This is a genomic window from Hymenobacter sp. UYP22 (assembly GCF_040547285.1).
Lineage (GTDB): Bacteria > Bacteroidota > Bacteroidia > Cytophagales > Hymenobacteraceae > Hymenobacter.
In genome coordinates, this window is record NZ_JBEPPK010000019.1 from 101,816 (window position 1) to 108,087 (window position 6,272).

Annotated in this window: 7 protein-coding genes; all 7 read left to right on the top strand. The window is 52.6% G+C overall.

Features of this window, described 5'->3' with window-relative positions; translation table 11 throughout:
* Positions 1-25: 25 nt before the first annotated feature.
* The 7 genes from ABIB60_RS21240 (at position 26) to ABIB60_RS21270 (ending at position 6,121) form a co-directional block, all read left to right on the top strand.
* Positions 26-655, top strand: coding sequence for an ExbD/TolR family protein (locus ABIB60_RS21240; protein WP_315998373.1), 630 nt, complete (start codon positions 26-28; stop codon positions 653-655).
* An 11-nt stretch (positions 656-666) separates the two neighbouring features.
* On the top strand, positions 667-1,188 hold the full coding sequence (locus ABIB60_RS21245; RefSeq protein ID WP_354582378.1) for an ExbD/TolR family protein: 522 nt from the start codon (positions 667-669) through the stop codon (positions 1,186-1,188).
* On the top strand, positions 1,185-2,015 hold the full coding sequence (locus ABIB60_RS21250) for an energy transducer TonB (protein ID WP_354582379.1): 831 nt from the start codon (positions 1,185-1,187) through the stop codon (positions 2,013-2,015). The genes ABIB60_RS21245 and ABIB60_RS21250 overlap by 4 nt, the downstream gene beginning before the upstream one ends.
* A gap of 238 nt (positions 2,016-2,253) precedes the next feature.
* Positions 2,254-3,069 carry an energy transducer TonB gene (locus ABIB60_RS21255; protein ID WP_354582380.1) on the top strand — a complete coding sequence of 272 codons (816 nt, stop codon included), beginning with the start codon at positions 2,254-2,256 and terminating at the stop codon, positions 3,067-3,069.
* A 186-nt stretch (positions 3,070-3,255) separates the two neighbouring features.
* Positions 3,256-3,510 carry a hypothetical protein gene (locus ABIB60_RS21260; RefSeq protein WP_354582381.1) on the top strand — a complete coding sequence of 85 codons (255 nt, stop codon included), beginning with the start codon at positions 3,256-3,258 and terminating at the stop codon, positions 3,508-3,510.
* A 28-nt stretch (positions 3,511-3,538) separates the two neighbouring features.
* Positions 3,539-4,459, top strand: a complete 921-nt coding sequence (locus ABIB60_RS21265) for a PstS family phosphate ABC transporter substrate-binding protein (protein ID WP_354582382.1) — start codon at positions 3,539-3,541, stop codon at positions 4,457-4,459.
* Between the two features lie 48 nt (positions 4,460-4,507).
* Complete coding sequence (locus tag ABIB60_RS21270) at positions 4,508-6,121, top strand: tetratricopeptide repeat protein (protein WP_354582383.1); 1,614 nt, start codon at positions 4,508-4,510, stop codon at positions 6,119-6,121.
* The last annotated feature ends 151 nt before the right edge of the window (positions 6,122-6,272 follow it).

Genomic DNA, 6,272 nt, shown 5'->3' on the forward strand with positions numbered 1-6,272 from the left:
ATTACGCTATTAACCGACACCAGCAATGCCCAAAGTAAAGCCTCATAGAACCTCCCCGTCGTTGGATATGACTCCAATGGTGGACTTGGCCTTCCTGCTGGTGACTTTCTTCATGCTCACCACCAAGTTTGCCCCGGAAGAGGCCGTGGTGGTGGATACGCCTTCCTCTACCTCTGAAATCCGTCTGCCAGAGTCACACGTAATTACTATTGCGGTTGACGACCAGAAGCGTGTATTCTTCGGGGTAGATGATGACGCTATCAAGTCCGATTTGCTGACGCAGGTGGGAGCCAAGTACGGGGTGAGCTTTACGCCCTCCCAGATCCAGGCTTTCAAAGGCGTAGCCTCGAGCTTCGGTACTCCAATCGAAAAATTGCCCGCCCTGCTCAGCCTCGACAGCGAGCAGCGCAAGCTGGTGAAGCAGGAAGGTATTCCGGCTGACTCCACTAACAACCAGTTTATCGAGTGGGTACAGACAGCTCAGCAGCTTAGCCGCAAATCAGCCTACGGCAAACCCGCTTACGTGGCCATCAAGGGCGACGGTAAGACGGATGTGCCCACGGTGAGGAAAGTCATCAAGCTGATGCAGGAGAAGAACATTAACCGGTTCAACCTCATTACCGACCTGGAAACCAAACCAGTAGCCGGTAAGTAACCCGCACAGACATGGCAGAAATTCAACAATCCGGCGACTCCGGTAAAGGTGGGAAGAAGCGGGCCAAGAAAATGTCGACCAAAATCGACATGACCCCCATGGTAGACTTGGCCTTTCTCCTGCTCACCTTCTTCATGCTCACGACTACTTTCAGCAAGCCTACCGTAATGGAAGTGGCTATGCCGGTGAAGCCGAAAGCTGATGACCCGGAGCCCCCGGCAATCAAAGAATCCAACGCTCTGACGCTTCTGTTAGGCGAAAACAACAAGCTGTACTATTACGACGGTCTGTTGAGCGCCAGCCAGAAGCCGGAACTGAAGCTCACCAACTACGGTGCCGATGGTATCCGCAAGGTGTTGCTCCAGCGGAACAGCAACCCCGACCTCGTGGTGCTGATCAAACCCGACGACAAATCGGCTTACAAGAATATGGTTGATATTCTTGATGAGATGAACATCACGGCTACTAAAAAGTATGCCTTGGTGGACATTGCGAAGCCCGACCAGGAACTGATTAAAACTTCTGGATTATGATGGACAACATGCAGTTGGCCAAAGCAAGCCTCGACGACATCGTCTTCGAGGGGCGCAATAAGGCTTATGGAGCCTACGTAATCCGGCGGGTATATGGCAAGCACGTAACCCGGGCTGTTCTCCTCGCCATTGCTGTCTTTTCTTTGCTCATCGCCTTCCCTTTGGTAGCGCGTATGATGAAAAAAGATGATGTGGTGGCTGAAGAGAAGATGCTGAAGGTGAACACGCTGGAAGCGCCGCCGCTGGATGCTACGAAGCCGCCACCCCCACCGCCGCCGCCACCAGACGCGCCGCCACCACCGCCACCCAAACTCACAACGGTAAAGTTTGTGCCCCCGGTTATCAAGAAGGATAACGAGGTGCAGAAGCAGGAAGAAATTCCGGACCAGGAGGAGCTGAAGGACAAGGTGGTAGCCAACGAAACCGTGAAAGGCAACACCGATAACCCCGCCGACCTGGCTGGTCTGGAGCCCGGTGAAGGTACTAAAGCGGTAGAGGAAGTAGTGGAAACCAAGCCCTACACTTACGTTGAGCAAATGCCGGTTTTCCCCGGCGGGCAGGAAGCCCTGTTGCAGTACATTGCTAAGAACATTAAGTATCCGGCAATGGCACTGCGCAATCAGGTGGAAGGCCGTGTGTTCATCAAGTTCGTAGTAGGTCCTGATGGATCGGTTACGAATGCGGAAGTGCAGAAGGGTATTGGTGCCGGTTGCGACGAAGAGTCGCTGCGGGTTATCAAAAACTTGCCCCGCTTCACCCCTGGTAAGCAAAATGGTCGCGCTGTATCGGTGTACTACACTGTACCAGTAACCTTTGCTATCAAATAAGGACAGTTGTTGTCGGTAGCTCCGGCAACGCACTTAATCCCAAGTCGGACTCAGGTCTGGCTTGGGATTTTTGTTTTTCTATACTTCAATAAAAAAATATAGTAGGCGGGCATACTACCTAACAGAGAGCAGGCGTTGAGTAGTTGAAAGCCAAGGGGTAAGCAAGTGTGGGCAGTACAAAACGGCTTGGGAGTATTGGTCTGTATTCTTTCATTCACTCACCTTAACTACCCATACCATGACCACAGCCGCGCACACCTCCCCCTCCCTTGATGACATAGTATTTGAGGGCCGTAACAAAACGTATGGTGCGTATGTGCTCCGGAAGGAGTACGGGCATCATATCCGTAAAGCCACCGTTATTGGAGTTGGCTTATCTGCCTTGCTTTTAGCTGTTCCAATAGCCATTCAACGCATTTGGCCGGCCGCGCCTTTAAAAGTTGAGATTCCTATTGTTCCGCCGGTGGTGACCATTCTGGATCGGGTGACAATAGAGCCTACCAACCCTCCGGCAGCAGATGTTCGTCCTACAGTTGTTGTAACGCCCCCACGGACGTTCCCCACTCGGGTCGTCCCGGATGAGCAAGTTCCGACTACTCAGCCGGAGAATCAGATTACGGCTCCTGCTATTGACGGGCCGGTTGCAGTTGGCACCATACCCCAAGAGGGCACCGGTGCCACTACCGGAGTAGGCACTGGGAATGATACTGCCGCTAAAATAGCGGAGCCAGCCGTCACGAAACCTTTTGTTCACGTTGAGGAAATGCCAGAATTTGCCGGCGGTCAAGCTGCTTTAATGAAGTATCTGCAGCGCCAGCTCCGCTACCCAGCGTCAGCATTGCGGGCTGGAGTTGAAGGCAAGGTCTTTATTTCCTTTACGGTGAATACGGATGGGTCTATCCAAGATGTAACTGTACTCAAAGGGTTAGGCTACGGTACCGATGAAGAAGCCAGCCGAGTGATTCGGCAGATGCCAGCCTGGAAACCCGGTTATCAGAATCATCGGGCTGTGCCAGTACGCTATTCACTGCCCATCACCTTCAAGTATGAATAGCAGTAAGTCAGCATATAGAGTAACTTAAATTGTTTTTTCGGAAGTCCGGAAACAGCTGGTTTGCCAAAAGCCAGCTGTTTCTTGGCTTTTTTTGCGTAGGCTAAGCCAAACAGCCTGGGTACCTGCTGAACAAAACGGTTACTTTTTTTCGTTTACAGAATACACCTACCTGCTCTTTTCTTTCTCATGTCTGATTTACCTCCCACCCACGAGCGGCTTGGCACCCGCCGCCAGTCGTCAGTGGTCCGCTACTTTACGCTCATCATGTCAGTGGTTTATGCGCTGGTGGGAGTTGCCTTGTTATTGGCACCGTCCGGCACGCTCAACCTGCCAAACATGCCGCGGTACCTACTGGCGGGCGTCTTTGTATTTTACGGAATCATTAGATTTGTCCGCACCTATCAGCAACATTTCACAAAAAACCGGGATGACGCACGCTAAACTTGTAGTAGTAGGCACTTGCCTGGCCATGACAACTTGGCTAACGGGTTGCGGTAGCGGTTCATCTTCAGGCAGTTCCCAGGAACTCGACACGCCTACCAGCGGTACTATTCGCATTGGGGTAGATGAGACGTTTGAGCCTATTTTGAAGTCACAGGTAGACACGTTTCAGAAGTTATACCCAGGTGCGCACTTGCAAACTTCCTACTCGCCGGAGCTGGATGTGATGCAGGCCTTTATGGCCGATAGTATTCGGTTGGCAATAGTAGCCCGATCGTTATCTGCTGACGAGAAGGAGCGGTTTCAACAGTTGAAAATTGAGCCGCGTGCTATCCGTATCGGGGTTGATGGAGTAGCCATCATTGTACACCCAAGCAACGCCGACTCTCTACTGACGATGGCCCAGCTGAAAGGCATCTTTACGGGCCAAGTGACGCAGTGGAGCCAACTCAGCGCCAAAAACAAGCTAGGGGCTATTACGGCGGTGTTTGACAACAACAATTCCAGCACGGCCCGCTTCGTGCAGGACTCCGTAACACGCGGTGTAGCCCTTACAAAAGGAGTTTATGCCTCTAAATCGAACCCGGCGCTGCTTGATTACGTTGCTACTCATCCAAACGCTATTGGCGTCATTGGAGTAAACTGGATTAGTGACCGGGACGATGCCGCCGTGCAGAAATTCCTAAAGCGGGTGCGGGTAGTGGCAGTAAGTCCGAAAGCTGCCGGCTCTGCTCCCGCCGATTATATCCAGCCGTACCAAGGTTACTTGGCCCAGAAAACGTATCCTCTGCGCCGGGAGCTATATGTTATCAGTCGGGAGGCTCGGGCCGGACTTGGCACCGGTTTTGCATCCTTCCTGGCAGGTAACAAAGGGCAGCTCATCATGCTGAAATCGGGTTTGATGCCGGCTACCGGCCAAGTCCGTATGATTGAGGTAAAGCCTAACTAAAAAACGCTCTTCTCCCTTTCCTTCGAATTTTCACTTAACCTTTTGCTCATGAACCTCAAGCCCTGGAAGCTCACGCTCCTCGCCGCTTTGTCCGTTACCGGTTCGGCCGCTCTTGCTCAGACCAGCCCTCAAAAAGCTCTTGAGCTGGAACGCTACAGCGAGGCCCGTGCTGCTCTGCTGCGTGCTCCGCAGTCCAATGAAACGAATTATGAATTGGGTCGCCTTTATCAAATGCGCGAAATGCCCGATTCAGCTGCTTACTATTTCAACCGGGTTTCGCTGAACCAGAAAGACCCGATGACTCTGGTAGCGGCCGGCCGCGCTGCGCTGGCTCAAGGCAAGACTGCTGAAGCTGAAATTCAGTTTGACAATGCAGTGAAGGCCTCTAAAGGCAAAGATCAGAAGGTGTACACGATGATTGCGCAGGCCTATGCCGAATCAAACATCAAAGACACTGGCAAGGCTCTTTCTTACGTAAGCGCCGGTGAGAAGCTGAACAAGGGCGGTAAAGACGACCCGGCCCTGATGATTGCCCGTGGTGACATCTACCTCAAAGGCGAGACGGGTGGTGGCGAGGCGATGAACAGCTATGAGCGGGCTTCTTTGGCCGACCCTAACAACGTACAAGCCTACGTACGCAAGGGCCAGTTGAACATGCGCGCCCGTACCTACAACGAAGCCAAGACCAACTTCGACAAGGCCATCAGCATCGACCCGAATTACGCTCCGGCTTATAATGCACTGGCCGAAACGTACTACTTCGCTGGTCGTTATGATGACGCGCTAGCCCAGTTCCAGAAGTATTCTTCTTTGGCTGAGAAGTCGTCGAACACGGATGCCAAGTACGCCTCTTTCCTGTACCTGACCAAGAAATATCCTGAGGCGCTGGTAGAGGTAGACAAGGTGCTGGCTAAAGACCCTAATAACCTCACTATGAACCGTCTGCGGGCTTATAGCCTGTACGAAACCGGTAAAAATGATGAGGCGCTGGCAGCTATGCAGAAGTATCTGCAGGTAGCTCAGGCTGGCAACAAGGTCATCACCGAAGACAACGTGTACTACGGCAAAATGCTGATTAAAGGTGGCAAAACCAGCGAAGGCGCTGCCATCATTAAGAAGGCCATTGACGCTGACCCCAAGAAGGCGGCTGAACTCCAGAACGAACTGGCACAAGCTTATTTGGCGGCCAAGGACTACCCCAATGCCATCAGTACCTTGAAATCCCGGATGGCTGCTACCAAAGGTGGTGAGCTGACGGACAAGGTGTATCTGGGCCGTGCTTACGAGATGAACGGTCAGTATGTACAGGCTGATAGCCTCTACGGTGTGGTACTGACGGAACGCCCGAATTACATTCCGGGCTACCAGATGCGGGCTCGTGCCAACGCTAACCAGGATAAAGACTCGAAGCAGGGCTTGGCTAAGCCTTACTACGAGCAGTATATCAAGGTGGCGGGTGCCGCTGAAGACGCCAGCAAGTACAAAACTGGTCTGATTGAGGCCAACAAGTACCTTGGCTACTACTACTATCAGAAGGGCGACAAAACGGCTGCCCTGCCCTACTGGCAGCAAGCTCTGGCCCTGGATCCTAACGACCAGCAAGCCAAGACTGCCGTAGCTGACATCACCAAACCTGCTAAAGCCCCAGTGAAGCGCAAGTAATTGCGCCGAAATTAAAAAAGGCCCGCTACTGAAGTAGCGGGCCTTTTTTATGCACTTGTCCCGTCCGGGTATGTGTTGACACTTTCCCCAGAAATGTCATGCAAAACCCGAAAGAGCCGCGTGTGCGGCGTAGTCAGCGCGACTACAGTTT